Consider the following 22,378-nt stretch of genomic DNA (forward strand, 5'->3'; position numbering starts at 1 on the left):
GTATGGTGTTAAATGTGCTTAAATACAAACGTTAAGGGAGTGTATAATCAAATTTGTGATTGGAAGATTACCACAAAATCATCAAAAACTGGCAATGAGTAATCGCTGTAATATCAATCATTAAGAGGGTTGATTATAGCAAAATGATATCTATATACTAAGCGCGATTTCGGACAAAACTCATAAAAATAGATTCAGTATCACGATGCGTTAATGGTACAAAAGCAGATAAATAAGTCCATTTGAGCTCAGCATTAAACAGTATTTTCCTAGTCGCTTTAACAAACTTTATAGAGATAATGTGGTAGCATAATCTCACATAATGATAAACTCCTCTTGTTATATTGATGAAATACGGTGCATGACAACGAGTCATGATTTTGTAAAATTACAGGCGTATAGTGAGAAGAGTATGCCAATCAGTCATTATTCCAAAGCGTTTTCATAGAACCTGTGGCTACTCTTAGTGCGCAGATATCTAGTAGAGAAGGATACCGTACTCAGTGCAGAGAGGTGTGTTGATGACGCAGCTCTAGCGATACGGTAACCAGTTACTTATTTTTTAGTTTTACCATAATTATTTGATAAGGAAGCCACTATGACAGCGGCGCAATTTACTAACGTAACAGTTAATGCCCAAGCGACAGTATCTTATGATGGTCGCTGTTCCAGCCATACCATTATGTTTGAAGACGGTCGTCACAAAACCTTGGGCGTGATCTTACCTTGTGATAACTTGGTTGAGCATTATCACTTTAGTACCAATACATCCGAGCGTATCGAAATCACTGGCGGCGAGTGTGAAGTGAAAATTAATGGTGATGACGAGTTCAGCTACTACCGTGCTGGTCAATCATTTGTCGTCGAAGGCAATAGCGGTTTCAATCTACGTACCGAAGAAATCGTCCAGTATGTCTGCCATTTAGAAGGTTGATATTATCAACAATGCGATTAAGTTAAAATTGGGCGCGGTTAAGCTAGTAGCATCAGTGAATAGCTAACGCCATCAAATATTAATGACCAAACAATAAACAATATCAGATTGGTATTGTTTATTTCTGTTTTTAGTGCTGACTTAATCGATCCCTTATTGGCAACGAGTTGCAGTGCTCAACGTCGATAATATTATTCTTATTCCATCGCTTAGCGCGATATCCACCTAATACTTAATAGGCCTGTTATGGCAAAACCCATTTATTTTTACGGCATTCATGCCATTGATGCGTTACTTAAACACCGCCCTTTGGATGGTCTTAGCTTGTTTGTGCAACAGGGACGTGAGAGCGACAGTCATGTACAAGCCATTATGGCTGAGGCGGAAGCTAATGGTATCAGTATCCAGCCGACCCAAAAAGATAAGCTGACACAGCTATGTGGTAGCCCGCAGCATCAAGGCGTGGTACTCAATGCTCGTCCGCTAGGTTTTGCTGATGAAGGTCTGCTTGATACCATTATTGGTCGCGAACAGTGCCTATTATTAGTGCTAGATCAAATCACAGACGCACATAACTTTGGCGCTTGCTTACGTACAGCCGTAGCAATGGGTGTGGATGCCGTGGTTTGTCCGAAGCACCATGCAGCAAGTCTGACGCCCACAGTCGCTAAAGTATCCGTTGGTGCCGCAGAGATGATGCCGATTATTAGTGTCACCAATTTGGCACGTACACTTTCGCACATCAAAAACGCAGGAGTATTTGTGTTTGGTACGGCACTCAATGCGGATGCGAAGCCTATCCATGCCGCTGATCTGACTGGCAAAACTGCCATCATCATGGGGTCAGAAGGAGAGGGGATGCGCCGCCTGACAATGGAGAGCTGCGATGAGCTGGTCTATATTCCAATGTCAGGAAACGAGCATGGTAACTTACAAAGTCTAAACGTAAGCGTCGCTACTGGTATGGCTCTATATGAGGTTAATCGCCAGCGAACTTTAGCTGCTGGGCAAGCGTAAGGTACTCTTGGTGTAAGGGTTCTAGCTGTAAGTATAGAGAGGCAAGGTCGCTCTCGTTGAGTATGACATCGTCTGCATGACGATTGCGCTCTTCACGACTGAGCTGGTTGGTCATAATGGCTTCGATTTTTTGAATACTTTGATCATCACGCTGACTGGCACGCGCAAGTTGCGTGTTTTCGGTAGCATCCATCACAAGGATACGTTGACATAAATTGGCAAGACCCGCTTCAGCTCCCTCGATGAGTAGAGGTGCGGACAATACCACATAAGGTGAGGTACTAGACTCTAACTGTGCTTTCGCTGTCTCACGTATCGCTGGATGCGTGATCGCCTCAAGCTCAATAAGCGCTTCAGGGTTTGCAAATACATGCGAGCGTACAGCGGCTCTATCCATTGACCCATCACCATTCAATACCCAATCACCGAATCTTTTTTGGATTTTGCGCAGCGTGTCGCTGCCTTTAGTAACGATCTCATGAGCGATCACATCGGCATCGATAATATCGATCCCTTGCTCAGCAAACCAAGCACTAGCAGCGGATTTGCCACTACCGATCCCGCCTGTTAAACCAACGACGAGCGTCTTGTTTTTTGTCTGTAGACTTTGTGGTTGACGCGAATAAGATTGTGCGACTTTATTTGACATAATGATGGCTTATTTGACAGAGATAGTAAAAGCAGTGACTAGTGAAGAAATTGCTTATCAATAATTGTGCTTATAGATTAGGGTAAAAAACTTACTATCAAGACTTAGTAAGTATACATACCAAGATACCAGCTGACGATATCTGAGCCGTATAATAAAGCAACAATACCTGCGACAGCAATGTAAGGACCAAAGGCAAAAGGCCTGCTCTCACCTTGTTTTTTCATCAAGATTATCCCGACGATTGACCCAAGCAAAGATGATAATAAAATAATGAGTGGCAACATCATGGGTCCGAGCCAAGCACCTAATACTGCTAATAATTTAAAATCACCTTGTCCCATCCCATGTTTCTTAGTGATTAAGTAGAATACTTTGACGACGATCCACAGGGATAAAAATCCAAAGAGCAATCCCCATATCGACTGCGTTGGCGAGACAAACCAGCCTTGTGAGTTGACCGCCAATCCTAGACCTGCTAGTGGAAAAGTCAGGCGATCGGGTAATAGCTGCGTATCAAAATCAATACCTGTTAGAGCCACTAGTGTCCACACTAAAACGAGCGCTGACAATCCAGCTGCATTGACGCCGAATTTGTAGATCACGAGCACCGATAGTAAAGCGGTTACTAGCTCAACTACAGGATAACGCAGACCAATAGCAGCTTTGCAGTTTGAACAGCGCCCTCTTAGTGTTAGCCAGCTGATTAAGGGTATGTTTTCATACCATTTAATCTTATGAGCGCAATGGGGGCAGCGTGAGGCAGGTCGACTCAAAGTAATGGGTTGGTCAGCAGCTACGATATTCGCTATGGGTAGCGTATGCTCGCGTGGTATATCTGCCTGTTCGATCATAAATTGGCTACATTCTTGTCGCCAACCATAAATCATCATCAGCGGTATACGATGAATCACGACATTTAAAAAACTGCCAATACAAAGACCTAATAAACCAAATATGACCAAAGCTAAAGTTATATTTTCTTGTAGTAACGTTATAAATTGCATTAAATCATTATCCTACGACTGAGCCCATTTGGAAGATTGGTAAGTACATTGCAATAACTAAGCCACCGACCAATACACCCAGTACAGCCATAATGAGTGGTTCCATTAAGCTGGTTAAACCATCAACGGCGTTGTCAACCTCATTCTCATAATAGACAGCGACTTTATCTAACATTTCTTCCAAGCTACCAGACTCTTCTCCGATACCCACCATTTGAATGACTAGACTTGGGAACAGGTTAGTTGAACGGATGGAGAACTGTAGTTGCTGACCAGTAGAGACGTCGTTTTTAATTTGCTGAGTGGCATTGTAAAAAACGACATTGTTGGTCGCACCAGCAGTAGAATCTAGTGCATCAATGAGGGGTACACCAGCGGCAAAAGTTGTAGATAGGGTACGAGCGAACCGCGCAATGACAGCTTGATAAGCAATATTGCCAAAAATCGGTGCTTTTAGTACAGCGCGGTCTAAGAAGTCACGGAATTTTTTGGAACGTTTCTTGGCTTCTGAAAATCCGATAATAGCCCCACCAATTACGATAATTAAAATAAACCACCATGATTGCATCCATTCAGACATACCCACCACCATTTGGGTAAAGGCAGGCAGCTCTGCACCAAATGAACTAAATAAGTCCGAGAATACAGGCACTACTTTTATTAATAGAATCATAGTAACGATAATAGCCACCACAATAACAGCAATGGGATATTTCATTGCTTTCTTAATCTTTGCTTTTAGTAGTTCGCTTTTTTCTTTGTAAGTCGCTACACGCTCAAGCATGGTCTCTAGCGCACCTGATTGTTCGCCAGATTCGACAAGTGAGCAGAATAGATCATCAAAGTAACGAGGATGTTTACGTAGGGCGGAAGCAAAGGTGCCACCTGCTTCGATATCGGCTTTGATTTGTAGCACCAAGTCTTTCATACTCGGATTATCAAGGGAATCAGCCACAATTTCAAAGGACTGAGTCAGCGGGACACCTGCTTTCATCATGGTGGCCAACTGCCGAGCAAAAATCGCAATATCAATGGCTTTAATTGATTTTTTGAAGGTATAGAGCGGTTTTGGTTTCTTTTTGATACCTTTAACCGTGATCCCTTGCTTGCGTAAAGTTGCTTTGGCTAACTCTAAGCTACGACTAGTGGTTTCACCTTTCACCTTTTGCCCGCGTCGGTTCACGCCATCATAGACAAAGTCTAACAGCATGTCAGTCTTAGCTTTTGCCATATTACTACCCTCGAAATTGCCTAATATAGATATTGCAAATGTAAAGCAGGATACCAGACAAAATCGTTGGCTGATATACTTTATTTTAGCGCAAAAAACCAGTGCCTATCTGTTTTATTTTTTAGATATATCTATTAGATAATATTTCTAATTTTGAAGTCTTCAGAAAGCAAAATACTAGAAGATTAACAGTTTTATATACGACTTAATATTTATACGGTTTATTCAGAAGTAACACGCATCATTTCTTGAATACTGGTGACACCTTGTAGAACTTTTAAAACCCCAGAACGGCGCAGATCTCGAAAACCGTTTTTGAGCGCCGCATCTTTGATATCTATGGCATTGCCATCTTCCATAATGATACGTGAGATGTCGGGGCTGACCTTCATCACCTCATAAATACCCACACGACCTTTATAACCTTCACGGCATTCATTGCAGCCTACTGGCTCATAAATTACATTGTCTGAATTGTCCAAGTCTGTATCAGTAAAGCCGATCTCTAGTAGGCTTTGCCGTGGAATATTGATCGGTTTCTTACAGTTTTTGCATAACCGCCGCGCCAAACGTTGGGCAATGACTAAGTTGACTGACGTTGCAATGTTAAAAGAAGCCACACCCATATTACGCAAACGCGTCAACGTCTCGGGTGCTGAGTTGGTATGTAAGGTGGAGAGTACCATGTGTCCTGTTTGTGCCGCTTTAATAGCGATCTCGGCAGTCTCCAAGTCACGAATCTCACCAACCATGACAATATCAGGATCTTGACGCAAAAAAGACTTGAGCGCATTAGCAAAGGTCAGACCAACTTTAGCGTTGACATTGACCTGATTGATACCCTCAAGGTTAATCTCCACAGGGTCTTCGGCGGTTGAGATATTGGTGGCACCAGTGTTTAAAATATTGATACCCGTATAAAGAGAGACTGTCTTACCAGAACCAGTGGGACCAGTAATCAGCAGCATACCTTGTGGTTTGTGCAGTGCTTCTAAAAACATCTCCTGTTGATCGGGTTCATACCCTAGCGCATCAATACCAAGCATGGCTGATGAAGGATCTAAGATACGCAAAACAATTTTTTCACCGAACAAAGTTGGTAACGAGTTCACACGGAAGTCAATGGCTTTAGTTTTAGAGATTTTGAGCTTGATACGTCCATCTTGCGGTACTCGGCGCTCTGAGATGTCCATCTGTGACATGACTTTTAAGCGAGCTGCGATTTTGTTGGCCAGTTGGACTGGCGGATTGGCTATCTTTTCCATCACACCATCAACACGAAAACGTACTCGGAAAGATTTTTCGTAAGGTTCAAAATGCAGATCAGAGGCACCCATGCGAATGGCATCGACCAGCATTTTATTGACGAATTTTACAACAGGTGCCTCATCTACCCCGTCGCTAAGCTTCGTTTCACCGTCATCGTTACCTTCATCACCCTCTTCAAAGTCAACATTTAAATCACTGTTGGAGAAGCTGTCAAAGCTCTGCATCGTATCAGCGTAAACGCTTTCGATACGCTTTTTTAGCTTGTTTTCTTCAACAACAATCGTTTCAATAGACAAGCGAGAATTAAAGGCAATGGCATCAATAGCATCGACACGAGTTGGATCACTTAGCGCTACAAATAAGCGTTGACCGCGCTTAAATAGTGGCAATGCATTAAACTTACGGACGATTTTTTCATCGACTAAATCCTTTGGAATGACATCAGTGCTGAGCGCATCGAGATCGAATAAGGGATCGCCAAAGGCTTGTGATAACATTTGGGCAAGGTGATAAGAATCAGCCAGTTTATTGCCTACAAGGTAAGGCACCAATCCTATTTGCTGCTGCTGCGACTCAATCTGTGCCGTTTTCATATTTGCTTCGCTAACGACACCATCACTGATGAGCTGCTGCGCCAGACCACCATATTTACTGGTTGTAATAGACATTATGACCTCTCCTTGACAAAGGGTTTGCACACCGCTTTAGAATACAGACTACTATATATGTTTTAATATATTTGCGGTAATCGATACGTTGTTTGATTCAGCAAGTTATTTTTACTTCTTTCGTAAGAACTTAGAAAGCGTTTAATAATATTTAATTTCTGTTAAACACAATATACGACTTTACTTGATTTTAGTTTAAAGGCTTTCTACAAATGATTAAACAATCAATACATCAAAATCTCTGCTTTTAGCTGTCATTTTTGAACATAGGTATTGAAAAGCGCGGCTGCTTCTGGCAGCACACTACTATAGCACTTACGAATTATTTGTTATACTGGCGCGCATATGAGCCGAATTGGCGCGAATACATGAGACAAGGTAAATAAGTATGCAAGCTTGGGTGATCGGTAATTGGAAACAGAATCCAGCAACTAGCCATGATGTTGATGCGCTGTTAGATGACCTGCTGACTAAGGTTGATGCTAAAAATCAAGCTAAAACGCCAACCTCTAGTAGTCAATGCACATTGATGGTAGCACCAAGCTGTATTCATTTGGCCGCAGTCAGTGCACGCTTAGCAAATAGTTCAATAATCAGTGCCGCTCAAGACGTGAGCGCTCATAGTGCAAGCACAGGCGCTTATACGGGAGACTGCTCAGCACAGCAAGTCGCAGATACAGGAGCCACTTGGACAATACTTGGTCACTCTGAGCGTCGCCAGTATCATAAAGAATCTCATGACTGTCTAATAAATAAACTGTCTCATGCGTTTTCTCAGAATCTTGGCGTGGTGTTCTGTATCGGCGAAACGCAAGAACAGTATGATAATGATCAAACACTTGACGTTATCAATGAACAACTCTCAGTGATTAAAAATATGCTTGCTCAGCAACCAGATTTAGCATCATCGTTATCTGAAAAGCTACTCGTCGCCTACGAACCTGTCTGGGCAATTGGTACTGGCAAAGTGCCGACTGTGGCAGAAGTGAGTAAGACTCATCAGCATATCAAGCAAACCGTTGCGGGCTTTGCTGACATAGCAGGTGCGATTACCGTACTGTATGGCGGTAGCGTTAATGCTGGTAATGCCGATAGCTTTGCTGCTGACCCTATGATTGATGGTGCTTTGGTTGGCGGGGCCTCATTGAAAGCAGATAGCTTCTTAGCGATCGCTGATGCTTTTAGTCAAGCGAATGCTTAATCGAATAAATAATGCTCAGATATCAGTATCATAGCTGATAGACAGTATGGTTTTACCAGTTGGTAAAAGTAGGTTTAACAGTACCCTTGCAATCGTGTACAATGCGCCTTATTTATATAATCGATTTGGCATTATCAGATGCTAGTCATTATTTTTATTAACTTTACGTTTTATTTTCCGTTATCAGTCGTCATTACGCGGCAAAAGAGGCCACCATGTTTACGTTTATATTAGCCCTGCATATTATCGTGGCCATTGCCATGATCGGCTTGATTTTGATACAGCATGGTAAAGGGGCAGATGCTGGGGCTTCTTTTGGTGCCGGCTCATCAGGTACAGTATTTGGCGCGGCGGGAACCGCCAACTTTTTGACGCGTGCGACTGCAGTATTGACGGTCATATTCTTTATTACCAGTATGACGTTGGCTGTTCATGCGCGTAAGCAAGCAGAAGATCAATTTCGTCTAGATGCACCGGTATCAGCACCGCAAACGCCGCGTCCATTGACTCAAAATCCTGAATAAATGGCTTTTGAGTAGTCAGCGCTTGCTATTTTGGTAGGTTACATTTACAATGCTTTTCTGTTTCCGCAAGTCCTTATCTATTAATGCCTACCTTACGCATTATATATAGTAGATAGGAAGTTAGAAAACAGAGTAGTAAAATGCGATTGTGGTGGAATGGTAGACACGCCATCTTGAGGGGGTGGTGGCGAAAGCTGTGGGGGTTCAAGTCCCCCCAATCGCACCAAGTTTCACAGACGCAGCATAGCGTCAGGTTGGATTTTTTAGTAGCAACCACTTAATTTATAATTATTTTAAATAAAGTGTTGACACTTCTACATTATCTCCCTATAATATGCGTTCTAGATTGATGCGGGGTGGAGCAGTCTGGTAGCTCGTCGGGCTCATAACCCGAAGGTCGTTGGTTCAAATCCAGCCCCCGCTACCACTTTTTATACTGATGTTTTGTACACTAAATTTGTCAGTACCGATTAACCCACCATAATGTTTGTGGGTTTTTTTGTATCTGAAGGTCAGTGTTATCGCGGTATCTATCCTACTTATGCTAAGCTCTAAGTCTATAGAGTACGATATTACTCGTCACTGGTCATCATCGGCCGCCACTGGCACGATGCTCCTTAAGCAACACTATCTTTTATTCCTCACGCTTTTATCGATAGTAGTGCTTTATAACTAATAAAAGCATTGTTTGGCTGAGCTTGATGTTTTTTAGGCTCGTCCCTATATAAACGCACAACACCTGTTATATGTTTGTGGTTTACCATTATATAATGACCGTAATTCTTACTATATATAAGTACGAAAAGAGCAAAGCTTTGATACGGTTTACTAAGTACGATAGATAAGCGAATAGGAAAATACAAAGAGATTATGAAGCTTTCGACTAAAGTTGCAGAACTGACTAATATTATTGCCCCTGCTGTGGCCGCTTGCGATGTGTCGCTATGGGGTATAGAATTTGCGCCACAAGGCCGCCGCTCTTTATTGCGCATTTATATTGAGGCACTGCCAGAAGAGCAAGCCCAAGATAAACACGTTACTATCGAAGACTGTGCCGCAGTGAACCATCAAGTAAGCGGTATTCTCGAAGTTCATGATCCTATCGCTGGTGAATATATTTTAGAAGTGTCTTCACCTGGTTTCGACCGTGCATTTTTCTCAGATGAGCAGATGCATGCCTATGTGGGTCAAACAGTAAGCTTACGTTTGATTCAAGCTATCGGCACAGGTGATCAAAAACGTCGTAAAGCAACAGGTACATTAGATAGTATCGATGATAAAGCTTTAAAACTGACGTCAAGCGATGGTGAGCAGTTTGAGATTGCATTAAGTAATATTGATAAAGCCAACTTAGTTTACGAAGATGCCTAAATACATATTATTAGGCAGCTGCTCATAGATTAGCAGTGTCATCTTCAAATAGCTTATGTGGCTTATAGCAACATCCAAATTATAAAATTTAAGTCAATTAAAAAATGATAGGACAGGTATAGCATGAGTCGTGAAATCTTAACGGTAGTAGAAACTGTCAGTAATGAAAAGGGCTTAAATCCTGAAGATATCTTTGAAGCCATAGAAGACGCTTTGGTGGTATCAACCAAGAAAAAAGTATATACCGAGCAGCCAGAAGTGGCTGTGCGAGTATCTATCGATCGTGCAACTGGCGATTATGACACTTATCGTTACTGGACCGTGGTTGCAGATGAAGACCATGAAATGCCTGCTTGTCAGCTTGCTATCACAGATCTTGATCAAGAAGAATGGTCAATTGGTGATATTAAAGAAGAGCAAATCGAATCGATTGAATTTGGTCGTATTGCGGCTACTCAAGCAAAACAGGTCATCATCCAAAAAATCCGTGAAGCTGAGCGTGCACTTGTTGCAGACGCTTTTGAGCCACGTGTTGGTGAAATGATGTATGGCGAAGTCAAGAAACAGACACGTGATGGCTATATTATTGACTTGGGCGACAATGCTGAAGGATACTTGTCACGCGATCAGATGTTGCCACGTGAGCAGCTACGTGCAAAATCGCGTATCAACGCTATCTTGTACCATGTAAACCGTGAAAACCGCGGTGCACAATTATTGTTATCTCGCACGCATCCTGAAATGCTATCAGCATTGATGCAAAAAGAAGTACCTGAGATCGCAGAACAAATTATTGAAATTCGTAACGTCGCTCGTCTACCAGGCACCCGTGCTAAAATAGCCGTGAAGACCAACGATCATCGTATTGACCCAGTTGGTGCCTGTATTGGTATGCGTGGTACACGTATCCAAGCAGTACAGCAAGAACTAGATGGTGAGCGTATCGATGTCGTGGTATGGTCAGATGATCCTGCTCAGTTTATCATCAGCTCTTTAGAGCCAGCTGATGTCAGCAGCATCATTTTAGATGAAGACACTCAAACAGCAGATATTATCTTTAGCACCAATGATCAGTTAGCGCGTGCTATTGGCTCTCAAGGTCAGAATGTACGTCTAGCCTCTGAGTTGACTGGTTATAAGCTTAATATGATGCTCGAAGAAGAGTACAAACAGCGTCAAGAAAACGAATCAAAAGCATTCATCGAATTATTTTATGAGCGCTTAGAAGTTGATCAAGACTTAGCACAGGCATTGGTTGATATCGGTTTTACCAGTATCGAAGAAGTCGCCTACGTGCCAGTTGAGACCTTCTATGACATCGAAGGCTTAGATGATGAAGCAATCGATATGATTCAAGAACGTGCTAAAGATGTCGTCATCGCTGACGAGCTGGTCAAACAACAGAACATGAAAGAGCCAAGTCAAGAGCTCCAAGAGCTTGAAGGTATGACAGTCAGCTGGGCCTATAAAATGGCGCAAAAAGACATTATTACCGTTGATGATTTGGCAGAACAAGCCGTCTTCGATCTAGAAGATATCGAAGGATTAGACTCTGAAACTGCAGGAAAACTCATCATGAAAGCTCGGGAATCTTGGTTCGATGAATAAGCGGTAACTGCATATCGCTGTCTTTTGGTGATATGCTATTGAGAATAAAGTGCTGATATCTATTTATAAGTATCAGCCTTAACCCAATCATTTGTAGCCAACAACTGAATTGAACATATAGCAAATAATAGACAGTAGGTGATAATAAATGGCAGATAAGACCGTCAAAGAACTGGCAGAAATGGTAGGCAAAACTACAAGTGCTGTAAAGCAGCAATTAGTAGATGCTGGCCTGCCTGCTCGCGCAGAGGATGACTTAGTCACTGAGCTTGAGCAAGAAAAGCTGGTGACGTATTTAAAACAAAGTCATGGTCAACAAGAAAAGCGTCGTATTAGTCTGAAGTCTAAGACTACTAGTACCGCGCGTGTGACTGGCTCTTCGGGCAAATCTAAGAGCGTCAATGTTGAAGTGCGTAAAAAGAAAGTATTCGAAAAGCCTGATCCAGAAAAAATGGCTGAAGAACTAGCAGCGCGTGAGCAGGCTCTCATTGAGTCTCAAGAACGTGCTGCCAAAGAAGCCGAAGAACGTGCCGCTACTAAGAAAAAAGCGGAAGAGCGTCAAGCGGCAACCTTAGCAGCGATGCGTGCAAGTCTAGGCTCTAGCAAAAAATCAGACGACAAAAACGATGATATCTCTACCTCAGTTGTCGTTAAAAAAGGCGGTAAAGCGAGCAAGGCCACTGTTGAAGTTAAGCCTAAAGAGCAGCCAAAGAAAAAAGTGGCTGCTACTAAGCCTAAAGTTGAAACCGCTGCTGAGCGTAAAGCTCGCGAGACTCGTGAGAAAGAAGAAGCGCGTCTGCGTGAAATCGAATTAGAGACCCGCCGTACTCAAGCTGAAGAAGCACAAAAGCGTACACTTGAGCAAATGCGCAAAATGGCTGGTAAATATACCGACCGTGAGCCTGTTACTGAAGTACGTAAAGATGAACCATTGGCTGAAGGTCTAGTTGGTGATGCATTAGAAGAATCATTTGAAAAAGAGCGTCGCGAAATCAAACGCGGTGCAAACAGCACTGGTACTCGTGGTCGTCGTCGTAAGAATCAAGATGAGCGTGAGATCAAAAACCGTAAAAACGGTTTGCGTTCAACACAAGCTTCACAGCATAAGTTTGAAAAACCAGTCGAAAAAATCGTTTATGATGTCGAAATTAGCGAGCAAATCTCAGTTGCTGATCTTGCACAGCGTATGGCGGTTAAAGCTCGCGAAGTCACCAAATTACTCATGAAAATGGGCGAAATGGCTCGTGAATCAGACACGATTGATCAAGCAACTGCAAGTTTGCTGGTTGAAGAGATGGGTCACAACCCAGTACCAGTCAGTGATACCAAAGTGGAAGACGATCTACAAGATGCGGTTGATGAGCGTAGCAGTAACGTTCAAACTCGTCCGCCAGTAGTAACCATCATGGGCCACGTCGATCATGGTAAGACATCACTGCTTGATAAAATTCGTGAAACGAAAGTTGCGAATGGTGAAGCGGGTGGTATTACTCAGCATATTGGTGCTTACCATGTAAAAACCGAGCGCGGTGTTATTACTTTCCTTGACACCCCAGGTCACGCGGCCTTTAGCGCCATGCGTTCACGTGGTGCTCAGGCGACTGATATTGTTGTACTTGTTGTCGCAGCTGATGATGGCATGATGCCGCAAACGGCAGAAGCGATTGATCATGCACGTGCTGCTGGTACGCCGATCATTGTCGCTATCAACAAAATGGATAAACCAGGCGCTGATCCTGACCGTGTTCTTAATGAATTGACAACGAAAGAAGTCATCTCAGAAGAATGGGGTGGTGATACACCAATGGCACGTATCTCAGCCAAAACTGGTGAAGGTATTGATGACTTACTAGAATTTATTAGCTTACAAGCTGAGTTAATGGAGCTAGAAGCGCCACTAGACGGTGCTGCACAAGGCGTGGTTATCGAATCAAGACTTGAAAAAGGTCGTGGCCCTGTCGTTAGCGTCCTAGTTAAGAAAGGCACATTGAAGCAAGGCGACTTGGTTCTAGCTGGTGAGCATTATGGTAAAGTTCGTGCACTAACTGACGAGCATGGTCAACGTATCAAGTCGGCGGGTCCGTCTATTCCTGTAGAGATTTTGGGCTTGCCTGAAACACCTGCTGCTGGTAGCGAGTTCCTAGTTGTGACGGATGAGAAAAAAGCTCGTGAAGTTGCGGACTTTAGAACCAACCGTGAGCGTGAGCGTCAACTTGAACGTCAAAATGCCATGCGTTTAGAGAGTATGTTCGATCAAATGGGTCAAGGCGATGTGTCATTCTTGAACATTGTATTGAAAACAGATGTACGTGGTTCACTTGAAGCACTACTAGCTGCATTGAACGAGTTGTCTACTGATGAAGTAAAAGTCAGAGTCATCAGTTCAGGCGTTGGTCCTATCTCTGAGTCTGACGTAACACTTGCAGAATCTAGCGAAGCGGTATTGTTAGGCTTCAACGTCCGTGCAGATGCCACCGCACGCCGTAAAGCAGATACTGCTAACATGGATATTCGCTACTATAGTGTCATCTATGGTTTGATCGACGATGTGAAATCTGCAATGAGCGGTATGCTGGCTCCTGAACATCGTGAGAAAATCCTTGGTGTTGCAGACGTTCGTGAAGTGTTCCGTTCTAGTAAGTTTGGTGCGGCTGCTGGTTGTATGGTGGTTGAAGGTACAATCTATCGCAACAAACCTATCCGCGTATTGCGTGATGACCAAGTTATCTTTACTGGTCAATTGCAATCATTACGTCGCTATAAAGAAGACGTCAATGAAGTACGTACTGGTATGGAATGTGGTCTGGCCGTTCGTGGCTATGATGTCGAAGCTGGCGATAAGATCGAAGTCTTTGAAATTCAAGAGTTCGCACGTACTATCTAAAGCCGCTGTTCGATAGGAGAGTATGTAGCAATGCAATATGCCAAATGTGCTGAGCATGCTAAATATTCTGTCGATATTCAGCTGTACTTAGGCCTATCAGGTACACCCTGCTAGGCCTTTTTTAGCAAATATCATCACTACATTTTTTAGCAAACAGTTCTATATATTAATAACAATAAGCCCATTAAAGTAAGGTAACAACATGAACCAACGTTTACAACGCTTATCCGATCAGATCCAGCGTGAGCTTGCTGTTCTTATTCGTGATGAAGTCAATGATCCTCGTTTGACTGGCTTTGTCACAATCTCCAGTGTCAAAGTCAGCCCAGATTTAGGCTATGCAGATGTCTATGTCACTATCATGGAGCCTGAGCTCAATGATGCCATGACTAAGACCAATCACGAAGAAAGCGTCAAAGTACTGAATAAAGCAGCAGGATTTTTGCGTACGGAGCTGAGCCATAGCCTAAAAACACGTACTACGCCGCGTCTACGCTTTCACTATGATGAAGTGACTGCTCGTGGTAACTACATGATGGACTTGATCAGTAAAGCCGTCACTAAAACTGAGCAAAACGAGAATGACGAGTAAATTATTATTATGTCTATAGCGTCTAAGCAAGTTGATAAAAAAGCCAACAAAGCACCTGAAAAAATAAAAGTTTCAGGTGTTATCTTGGTGGACAAACCCAAAGGTATGACTTCACAGCAAGTTGTGTCAAAAGTGAAGTATTTGTTTAAGTCACCGATACACGATAGCAAAAAGGCTGGTCATACTGGTACGCTTGATCCGATGGCAACTGGTTTACTGCCGATTTGCCTAGGCGAAGCGACCAAGTTTAGTCATTATCAACTGGATGCTGATAAGTCTTATCAAGCAACGATTTTGCTGGGTAGTCAAACCGATACGGGTGATGCAGACGGTCATGTGGTGGCACAATCTGCTATTTCAGCATTTGATGATTTTTCATTGGCTACTATCGCACAGCAGTTTCTGGGCCCTCAGCAGCAGATACCACCGATGTATTCAGCATTAAAAAAAGATGGCAAAAAACTGTATGAGTATGCCCGTGCTGGTATTGAAATCGATAGGCCACCGAGAGATATTACTATTAAGGCGATTGAGCTGCATGCGATTGATGATACACAGATTCGTTTGACAGTCACTTGTACCAAAGGGACTTACGTACGTGTGTTAGCAGAGGATATCGCGAAAACATTGGGTACGCTTGGACATTTAACGGCATTGCGTCGTACGCAAGTCGGTAATTTTAGTATTGATGAGTCTATTGCACTATCGGCTTTAGAAGATAAAGATTTAGATAGCCGACACTCTCAGTTATTGCCTGTCGATGCGTGCATTGATATCGATGCTGAATTGATATTGACTGAAGAACAATGCGCGCGCGTACATATGGGACAGCGCTTAAACGTATCCGATAGCTTGACAGGTAAGCTTAGAGATTATGTCGCAAGCAATGCTGCTTATCAAATATCCAATGGTAGTGAAGCAGAAACTAATACTGTTAGTTCTGATATTGGTACTGAAGACAGCATTGACATCTCGCAGCCTTTAGAGCACGAGCTACCTGTTGATATACGCTTGCTAAATGAGCAAGGAGAATTTCTGGGATTGGGAGCCGTTAGCCTCAATGGTCGATTACAGCCTAAAAAGTTGATTCAGCGCTGATAATAGAGTGATTGCTATAGCTAATCTGTTAACTGAGACCTATTCAATTTACTAATAGTTTACACTAATCACATACCGTCACATTTTATTGCAGGTTTCACCTATGGTGAAACCTGTTTTTTTTGTACAGTAGATATACCAGCTAGGGAAAGCTGGATCAAAAAAATGGAAGAATGATATAACAATAGAAAATAAGAATAAAAAAGCATGTAGAAAGGATGTTCTTTAATAAGAAAAAATACGTCAGAGGATGACTATTATTAACGCAATAATCATTTATCAAATAATAATAAACAACAAAAACTATATAATAATAAATTCGATTATAAAAATTCAAATGTAAATAAACAGAAACAAGTATAAATAGAAAAGGAATATCATGAAAACGATCGCTTTTTTACTACACAATAACTTTGAGCAAGCAGAATACGAAGACGTTAATAATCAATTAAAAGACAAAGGTTATAAGACCCTTCTGATCACTACTAATAAAGACAAAGAAGTGCAGGCTATGCAGCAGGATGTAGATAAAGGTGATACCTTTACTGCTGATATTTTCGTAAAAGATGCAAATGTTTCTGATTATGATGCATTAGTATTACCAGGTGGCACGGTTAATGCGGATACGATCCGTGGTAACAAAGAAGCTCACAAGATCATCAATGCCATCAATGATGCAGGTAAACCATTAGCTGTCATATGCCATGCCTCTTGGGCACTTATCAACACAGGTATTGCAAAAGGCAAAACACTGACCGCCTATCATACGCTGCAAACAGATTTAGAAAATGCTGGTGCAACGTACGTCGACAAAACAGTACAGGTCGATGGCAATTTAATTACTTCGCGTAATCCAGATGATATTAGCAACTTTGTCGATGCCATTGATAAAGCACTATCTTAATTTTTTCTTCATCTATTAAAAGATGAGGTATCTAAACCTTTCAACTATTTATAACTACAACTAAGGAAAATATTATGTCTAACTCTAACCCAAACGATACCAAGCTTGAGCAACAACGTGCTGAATCGGCAACCGCCGCTCTTAAGAGTCAAACTGAAGATAACCATACTGAAAACAGCGAAGCAGCAGCAGACCGCATTGCTAGTAATCTAGAAAGTGCTAAAGAAGACAAATAGTATTTCTGTGTCATTCACTATAGGATGGCACAACTGCATTTGGCTTTAGCTTAGTATCAATAATTATCTTAGTATCGGTAAAATAGATATTTTAAAAAATAATAATGTAGGAGCTAACATGAATAACTCAACAGATAATATGGATGCGCAACAAAAAAAAATTCAGCAATTATCAGAAGACATTAATCCTAGTGAGGATGCTACTCCTGATAGTTTGGCAGAAGTCACCACAGCGTCACCACTTGACGATGACGAGCTAGGTGGCAATGCAACACAAGATGATGTTAACAAATAAGCAAATTTTATGATCTGTTGATGAGTTGTCTTCCCATTAAGGCCAAATCCAAATTTACAAGTATTATGAAAAACTGCTGCTAGTTCAGCAGTTTTTTGTTATAATTGCCCTCACATTTAAATCAAGTTTTGAATAATGTATGTTGGTTAGATCGACACCTTAACTAGGTATTGGCTTTGACTAGTATAACGCATACGTTCAAACGTGTTAAATGGTCGTTATCTTTAACTGAACTTGTCGTACACTAGGTCAACTCTAGTAATGCAGGGTTGTCCTGAATGGCGCGCAAGTTATTTTATTTACTATTCTACTGCTTTTAATCTGACTCAAATTGTAGTCTGTTTTTAAAGTTTTTAGCATTGCCGGAGATATTTATGCTAACTAATACCGATCGTGAACAAATCATCGCTCAATACCAACGTGGCGAAAATGACACTGGCTCTCCAGAAGTTCAAGTAGCTTTGTTGAGCGCTCGTATCAACGATTTGCAGAACCATTTCAAAGCACATAAAGCTGACCATCATAGCCGTCGCGGTCTTATCCGTATGGTTAACACGCGTCGTAAATTGCTTGATTACCTAAAAGGTAAAGATCTTGGTCGCTATACCACTCTTATTAGCCAGTTAGGTCTACGTCGCTAATCTAACGACAATAGTACGAGTGGGTGATAAAACAAAAGACGCCATTATATGGCAGAATTTTAAAATTTTTACTAACCGCTTGGAACTTGTTTGTTGTTATCGATAAAATAGATTTTTCTAAAAACGGTGTGGAATAGTTTCACGCCGTTTTTTTATGCTTATTCATTTTGAAAGCTATGTTTAGATAGCACCATTTGTCTAAAACACATCAAGGTCGACAAACATAAGCGACCAAAAATAGGGATAATGATGCTGATTGGGCGTTAAAATCAGTATTTCCTATCGATAACGGCTCTGTTCTGCAATTAATTGGTCAATGGCTATAAATCACTGTAAAATAATGCCTTGTGAGTTCGATAGTATATCTACTGAATATATAGCGACTACTGATAAAGTACTTGTCTCTTAGCTTATTGCGTGAATAGCTGATTCTTAAGAGCGTAGAAATAGCCTAGACGGTTTTTAGCGCCGAAGTCTTTTGACTTAATGTCTGTTTGATAGTATTTATAGTAAAGCCAAAATTGAACGACCAAATATACATAATAGTACGATGTCTAGCACGAAAAGATATATGAAATAATTAGGTAAAGTTATTGGCATTGATTGAGATGATTTCTAATAGAGAGATTGTCAGTTAATGACCATATACACAGAATTTTAATGACAGATATCAGATTTTCTGAAACTGATATCACTTTTGTCAGTCAACATTAGGAAGATTATATGACAATGTTTAATACCATTAAGCGTGAATTTCAGTACGGCGACCAGCAGGTCGTTATCGAGACAGGACGTATTGCTCGTCAAGCAAACTCTATTTTAGTACACATGGGCGGCGTGACCGTACTTGTCGCAGCAGTCGTAAAATCAGAGGCCAAAGAAGGTCAAAACTTCTTTCCATTGACCGTAAACTATCAAGAAAAAATGTATGCAGCGGGTAAAATCCCAGGTGCTTACGGCAAACGTGAAGGCCGCGCGAGCGAGTTTGAAACGCTAACCTCTCGCTTAATCGACCGCCCGATTCGTCCGCTCTTCCCTGAAGGTTATGTAAACGAGATTCAAATCACTGCGACAGTTGTATCATCAGATAAAACGCAGTCTGCAGACATCGCTGCATTAATCGGTGCTTCAGCCGCATTGGCTATCTCTGATGCGCCATTCAATGGCCCTGTCGCTGCCGCTCGTGTTGGTTTTATTAACGGCGAATACGTACTAAACCCAACGACTGAGCAGCTTGAAACCAGTGATCTAGATTTGGTCGTGGCTGGTACGAAGTCAGCGGTATTGATGGTTGAGTCTGAAGCGGCTGAGTTGTCAGAAGATCAAATGTTAGGTGCGGTATTATACGGTCATCAGCAGCAGCAAATCGTTATCGACAATATCGCGTCAATGGCGGAAGAAATTGGTACTGCTAAGCAGCAGTATTCTGCGCCTGAGCGTGATCAAGCACTGACTAGCAGCATGAAAGAGCAGTTCGGTGAGCAAGTTGCGGATGCATACACCATCACTGATAAGCAAGAGCGCTACACGAAGCTTGATGAGATCAAACAATCAATCATTGATACGCTTGCTGGTGATGCTGAGTCAGAAACTTATGCCGATACTGTGTCTGAGTTAAAAGAAATCTACAACGACCTTAAATATCGTACCGTTCGTGACAATATCTTGTCAGGCAAGCCACGTATCGATGGTCGTGATCCTGAGACGGTTCGTGCGCTTGACGTACAAGTGGGCGTATTACCATATACACATGGTTCAGCGCTGTTTACCCGCGGTGAGACGCAAGCATTGGTTACAACCACGCTTGGTAACAGCCGTGACGTCAACATGATTGACTCATTAGGTGGCACGATTCGTGACCATTTCATGTTGCATTACAACTTCCCGCATTTCTCAGTGGGCGAGACAGGCCGTGAAGGTATTCCAAAGCGTCGTGAAATCGGCCATGGTCGCCTTGCACGCCGCGGTGTCCAAGCGATGCTACCAGATAGCGAACGCTTCCCATATGTCATCCGTGTGGTATCAGAAATCACTGAATCAAACGGTTCATCTTCTATGGCGTCTGTTTGCGGTGCAAGCTTGGCATTGATGGATGCAGGCGTACCATTAAAAGCACCAGTTGCTGGTATCGCGATGGGTCTGGTTAAAGAAGGTGAGCGTTTTGCTGTCTTGTCAGATATCTTAGGTGACGAAGATCATCTAGGTGATATGGACTTTAAAGTAGCCGGTTCTAAAAACGGTATCACTGCACTACAGATGGATATCAAGATTGAAGGTATTACTCCTGACATCATGGAGCAAGCGCTTAAACAAGCCCACGCTGGCCGTATCCATATCTTGGACGCAATGAACCAAGTATTGCCTGAGAGCCGTACTGAAATCAACGCTCATGCCCCGAACTATGCTGTTATCGAAATCAACCCAGACAAGATTCGTGACGTTATCGGTAAAGGCGGTGCAACTATCCGTCAACTAACCGAAGAGACTGGTGCGGTTATCGATATCGATGACGCTGGTACTATCCGTATCTTTGGTGAAAACAAAGCAGCTACTAAAGCCGCTATCGGTAAAATCGAAGCGATAACTGCTGAAGTTGAAGTTGGCAAAACTTATGAAGGTACGGTTGCTCGTATCGTCGACTTTGGTGCATTTGTGAATGTTTTACCAAACACTGATGGTTTAGTACATATTTCACAAATCGCAGAAGAGCGCGTGGAAAATGTATCTGATTATCTAAAAGAAGGTCAGGTCGTTAAAGTGCTTGTGCAAGACGTTGATAACCGTGGTCGTATCAAGCTAACTATGAAAGGTGTTGAGCAGAACTAATACTCAACCTTTGATGTAGTCTGATCTATAAAAACCGCCTTGAGATACTCTTTGTGAGTGCTCAAAGCGGTTTTTTTATGGGCGCAAAAAAATGATGGCTATCTAAAAAGTCACTTATAAATCGATATTTTTGGGCACATGTATATCGATACGCAGCTTTGGCAGACCTTGTAAGTGCTCAGTCAGTAATGGCAACGTAGCAGTCTGCCAATCTAGAGGTAGCGAGTTTATACTCCCATTTTCATTAGATATAGCATCGCGTGGATTATCGGAGATAAGCGGACGAGCGAGTAATGCAACTCTGCGTATGCCTTGGTAGCGTATAAGCGGAATTAATTGCTGCTGCAGGTCGATCAAAGCCGCGATGAGCCAACGCGGCCGTGCAGGATGGTATGGGTGGTTTGATATAACAAGGTTGGCTATATAACTTGGTTGATTGCCGTTACTACTGATGCCAAGACCAGATTGCTCACGTGTGCGCTTGTGCAGTAAGCAGCTGCCAACACTCAGACTGCCATCACGGCACGCGCTATGATAACGATAATAGTTATCAGGAAATAATGTTTTGGCTCGCGCGAGCACAGGGTCTAGAATGACACCAGCGTTATTGACAGGTAAAACAAGCAGCTGTGCATTGCTATTTAAAATAGAGGCATGTGTGAGTTGTAGAATCGCCATTATAGACCTCTTTGTGAAAGTCCTGCGTTTATTGTGTCGCTGTACTAGCAGGGCTATCCGCTTCTAATTGTGCTATCTGCTGTTCAAGTAGAGCGATTTGTTCGGCTTTCATATCGGTTAGCTGTTTATTCATTGCCAATTGTTCAGCAGCCAACTTTTCTTGTTCAGCTAAGCGTTTACGTTCGTCCTCTAAACGATCAATTTCTTCTTTGGCTAAGCTGTCCGTCTTTGGCAGAGGCGCATTTAAAATAGCTTTAGGATTTGGCGTTTCAACACGCTTATCGTCGTTTGCATTGGCGCTTTCATCAGTGGTAATGCTGTCAGTGAGTACAGTGTCAGGCTCGTCAGTTATGACATCTAGAGTTGAAGCCGCTTGAGCCGCCTCGGTTTGCTCATTCATCGTAGGTGGTTGGCTGACAGGTAAAACCACTTCTGGCTCGGGTTTTACCCAAAGTAAGTAACCAATAGCAATGAGTATCACCGCAAAAATAAGTACTACCCAAACGCGTCGGCCTGCTTGCGCAGTTTTTGCTTTAGAAGACTTGGTCGATACAGGGCGCGTTTTTTTACGGTTCATATTATGATCAATTGATGGCAAGAATATAAGTAGACCTACTATAACCCCAGTTCGGGATAAGGGCTCAAAAAAAAGATAAAAAAAGAAGTCCGAAGTTGCTAAAGTGAGTTTACCAAGACAAACTTCACAACAAGGACTTCTTACATGGACAACCTAACCGAACTATAC

The 22,378-nt window shown here is 42.3% G+C and carries 20 protein-coding genes and 2 tRNA genes; 16 read left to right on the forward strand and 6 right to left on the reverse strand.

The genetic code is table 11. The annotated features are described in order from the left end of the window. The first annotated feature begins 598 nt into the window (after nucleotides 1–598). Nucleotides 599–934, forward strand: coding sequence for a pyrimidine/purine nucleoside phosphorylase (gene ppnP / locus JMX83_RS05110; RefSeq protein ID WP_058023616.1), 336 nt, complete (start codon nucleotides 599–601; stop codon nucleotides 932–934). A 246-nt stretch (nucleotides 935–1,180) separates the two neighbouring features. After that, on the forward strand, nucleotides 1,181–1,951 hold the full coding sequence (gene rlmB / locus JMX83_RS05115; protein ID WP_093069689.1) for a 23S rRNA (guanosine(2251)-2'-O)-methyltransferase RlmB: 771 nt from the start codon (nucleotides 1,181–1,183) through the stop codon (nucleotides 1,949–1,951). Here the strand turns inward: rlmB and coaE are convergent. From coaE to pilB, 4 genes are all read right to left on the reverse strand, one after another. Then, nucleotides 1,914–2,600 carry a dephospho-CoA kinase gene (gene coaE, locus JMX83_RS05120; RefSeq protein WP_201599470.1) on the reverse strand — a complete coding sequence of 229 codons (687 nt, stop codon included), beginning with the start codon at nucleotides 2,598–2,600 and terminating at the stop codon, nucleotides 1,914–1,916. The genes rlmB and coaE overlap by 38 nt on opposite strands. A gap of 104 nt (nucleotides 2,601–2,704) precedes the next feature. Next, a complete protein-coding gene (locus JMX83_RS05125) occupies nucleotides 2,705–3,607 on the reverse strand; it encodes a prepilin peptidase (RefSeq protein ID WP_201599471.1) in 903 nt (300 codons plus the stop codon). A 7-nt stretch (nucleotides 3,608–3,614) separates the two neighbouring features. Next, nucleotides 3,615–4,838 carry a type II secretion system F family protein gene (locus JMX83_RS05130; RefSeq protein ID WP_201599472.1) on the reverse strand — a complete coding sequence of 408 codons (1,224 nt, stop codon included), beginning with the start codon at nucleotides 4,836–4,838 and terminating at the stop codon, nucleotides 3,615–3,617. 221 nt (nucleotides 4,839–5,059) lie between these two features. Further along, nucleotides 5,060–6,775 carry a type IV-A pilus assembly ATPase PilB gene (gene pilB, locus JMX83_RS05135; RefSeq protein WP_201599473.1) on the reverse strand — a complete coding sequence of 572 codons (1,716 nt, stop codon included), beginning with the start codon at nucleotides 6,773–6,775 and terminating at the stop codon, nucleotides 5,060–5,062. Nucleotides 6,776–7,163: 388 nt separating this feature from the next. Here pilB and tpiA point away from each other — a divergent pair, with 388 nt between their 5' ends. The 14 genes from tpiA to pnp all read left to right on the forward strand — a co-directional run bounded on the left by tpiA (nucleotide 7,164) and on the right by pnp (nucleotide 20,955). Beyond that, a complete protein-coding gene (gene tpiA / locus JMX83_RS05140; protein WP_201599474.1) occupies nucleotides 7,164–7,976 on the forward strand; it encodes a triose-phosphate isomerase in 813 nt (270 codons plus the stop codon). 215 nt (nucleotides 7,977–8,191) lie between these two features. Next, entirely contained in the window at nucleotides 8,192–8,500 is a 309-nt protein-coding gene (secG, locus tag JMX83_RS05145) for a preprotein translocase subunit SecG (RefSeq protein ID WP_021814138.1), read from the forward strand. Between the two features lie 142 nt (nucleotides 8,501–8,642). After that, nucleotides 8,643–8,726: transfer RNA gene (locus JMX83_RS05150), tRNA-Leu, on the forward strand. Between the two features lie 124 nt (nucleotides 8,727–8,850). Continuing rightward, nucleotides 8,851–8,927: transfer RNA gene (locus JMX83_RS05155), tRNA-Met, on the forward strand. A gap of 443 nt (nucleotides 8,928–9,370) precedes the next feature. Next, nucleotides 9,371–9,871 (forward strand): ribosome maturation factor RimP, encoded by a 501-nt coding sequence (gene rimP / locus JMX83_RS05160; RefSeq protein ID WP_201599475.1) that lies wholly within the window; start codon nucleotides 9,371–9,373, stop codon nucleotides 9,869–9,871. Between the two features lie 123 nt (nucleotides 9,872–9,994). After that, nucleotides 9,995–11,479, forward strand: coding sequence for a transcription termination factor NusA (nusA, locus tag JMX83_RS05165; RefSeq protein ID WP_201599476.1), 1,485 nt, complete (start codon nucleotides 9,995–9,997; stop codon nucleotides 11,477–11,479). 148 nt (nucleotides 11,480–11,627) lie between these two features. Next, complete coding sequence (gene infB / locus JMX83_RS05170) at nucleotides 11,628–14,363, forward strand: translation initiation factor IF-2 (protein WP_201599477.1); 2,736 nt, start codon at nucleotides 11,628–11,630, stop codon at nucleotides 14,361–14,363. Between the two features lie 202 nt (nucleotides 14,364–14,565). Then, on the forward strand, nucleotides 14,566–14,955 hold the full coding sequence (locus tag JMX83_RS05175; protein ID WP_201599478.1) for a ribosome-binding factor A: 390 nt from the start codon (nucleotides 14,566–14,568) through the stop codon (nucleotides 14,953–14,955). A 9-nt stretch (nucleotides 14,956–14,964) separates the two neighbouring features. Beyond that, nucleotides 14,965–16,053, forward strand: a complete 1,089-nt coding sequence (truB, locus tag JMX83_RS05180) for a tRNA pseudouridine(55) synthase TruB (RefSeq protein ID WP_201599479.1) — start codon at nucleotides 14,965–14,967, stop codon at nucleotides 16,051–16,053. A 379-nt stretch (nucleotides 16,054–16,432) separates the two neighbouring features. Further along, a complete protein-coding gene (locus tag JMX83_RS05185) occupies nucleotides 16,433–16,957 on the forward strand; it encodes a type 1 glutamine amidotransferase domain-containing protein (protein WP_201599480.1) in 525 nt (174 codons plus the stop codon). Between the two features lie 74 nt (nucleotides 16,958–17,031). Then, on the forward strand, nucleotides 17,032–17,193 hold the full coding sequence (locus tag JMX83_RS05190) for a hypothetical protein (RefSeq protein WP_201599481.1): 162 nt from the start codon (nucleotides 17,032–17,034) through the stop codon (nucleotides 17,191–17,193). 118 nt (nucleotides 17,194–17,311) lie between these two features. Further along, a complete protein-coding gene (locus tag JMX83_RS05195) occupies nucleotides 17,312–17,488 on the forward strand; it encodes a hypothetical protein (protein WP_201599482.1) in 177 nt (58 codons plus the stop codon). Between the two features lie 374 nt (nucleotides 17,489–17,862). Beyond that, complete coding sequence (gene rpsO / locus JMX83_RS05200; protein ID WP_045443035.1) at nucleotides 17,863–18,129, forward strand: 30S ribosomal protein S15; 267 nt, start codon at nucleotides 17,863–17,865, stop codon at nucleotides 18,127–18,129. Between the two features lie 723 nt (nucleotides 18,130–18,852). Beyond that, nucleotides 18,853–20,955: a polyribonucleotide nucleotidyltransferase gene (gene pnp / locus JMX83_RS05205; protein ID WP_201599483.1), complete on the forward strand. Its 2,103-nt coding sequence runs from the start codon at nucleotides 18,853–18,855 to the stop codon at nucleotides 20,953–20,955. Nucleotides 20,956–21,069: 114 nt separating this feature from the next. Here the strand turns inward: pnp and JMX83_RS05210 are convergent, their stop codons facing one another. Beyond that, nucleotides 21,070–21,633, reverse strand: coding sequence for a hypothetical protein (locus tag JMX83_RS05210; protein WP_201599484.1), 564 nt, complete (start codon nucleotides 21,631–21,633; stop codon nucleotides 21,070–21,072). Nucleotides 21,634–21,661: 28 nt separating this feature from the next. Next, nucleotides 21,662–22,210: a hypothetical protein gene (locus JMX83_RS05215; protein WP_201599485.1), complete on the reverse strand. Its 549-nt coding sequence runs from the start codon at nucleotides 22,208–22,210 to the stop codon at nucleotides 21,662–21,664. Nucleotides 22,211–22,378 lie beyond the last annotated feature (168 nt).

The sequence above is a fragment of the Psychrobacter piscatorii genome, assembly GCF_904846415.1.
Taxonomy (GTDB): Bacteria; Pseudomonadota; Gammaproteobacteria; order Pseudomonadales; family Moraxellaceae; genus Psychrobacter; species Psychrobacter piscatorii.